This is a genomic window from Mycobacterium sp. NGS22 (assembly GCF_059813095.1).
Map to the genome: position 1 here is coordinate 1 of NZ_JCALDY010000060.1, position 1,071 is coordinate 1,071.

Below are 1,071 nucleotides of genomic sequence, written 5' to 3' on the forward strand. Positions count from 1 at the left end.
TGTTCTTGACGGCCAGGTTGTGAACGCGTAGGCGCTCGATGGGGGGCTTGCCTCCGATGCCGGTGTGGGGTCGGTGGTGATTGTAGTGATGCAGCCAGTCTTGGTAGGTCGCTGAGCGCGCGGCGTTGGACCCGTAGGTCTGGGCGTAGGCCCACTCGGCGGTCAGGGTGCGATTGAAGCGTTCCACCTTGCCATTGGTCTGCGGCCGATACGGCCGGGTTCTCTTATGCGCGACGTCGTCACCCAACGCTTGGGCGAAACACTTTGAGCGGTAGCAGGATCCGTTGTCGGTCAGGACGCGTCGAACGGTAATGCCATGCTCGGCGAAGAAGGTATTGGCGTTGCGCCAGAACGCCGCGGCGGTCTCCTTGCGTTCATCGCCGAGTTCCTCGGAGTAGGCCAGGCGGCTATGGTCGTCGACCGCGTGATGCAGGTAGGCGTAGCCCATCCCGCTGCAGTTTTTGCGCCCGGCTTGCCGGCCGAGCTTGCGGTGTCCGCCGCCATCAGGGATGCGACCGAGCTTTTTGATGTCCACATGCACCAGATCGCCCGGCGCCGCGTGCTCGTAGCGGTTGGGCTTCGGGCGGCGTACCGGCAGACCAGTGGCCTGATCCAGGTGCCGCAGCAGAGGCATCTTGTAGCGCTTGAGCACTGCCTGCACCGTTGAACGCGGCACGTGCAGGTGTGCGGCGATACGATCAGCGCCCCAGCGGCGGGTGAAGCGCAGCTTGACGATCCGGCGCTCCCGACGTACCGGCAGCTGGTTGGGGCTGCGGTGAGGGCGGCTGGGCCGGTCGAACATCGCCTCAGCGCCACCGATGCGGTAGCGATCGGCCCATTTCTTCGCCGTGGCCGGCGAGCACTGGAACCGCTCGCCAGCCCGCCGGATCGGCCAACCGTCATCGACGATCAATTTGGCGAGTTTCAATCGCCCCTTCGGGGTCAGCGAAGCATTAGCGTGGGGCACGAGGACCTCCTGGTGATCGGCGTGTGTGTGGTAACCACACCGATACCGGAGGTCCTTACCTACTTCCGCGCACCACGCCGTTCACAACCTCCCTGGCCATTACA

1 protein-coding gene is annotated in these 1,071 nt (G+C 64.7%); it reads right to left on the bottom strand.

Annotated features, from left to right (window positions below):
• On the bottom strand, nucleotides 1–967 hold a 967-nt coding region (locus AC5Y47_RS25630), incomplete at its 3' end, for an IS481 family transposase (protein ID WP_499947059.1).
• Nucleotides 968–1,071: the final 104 nt, after the last annotated feature.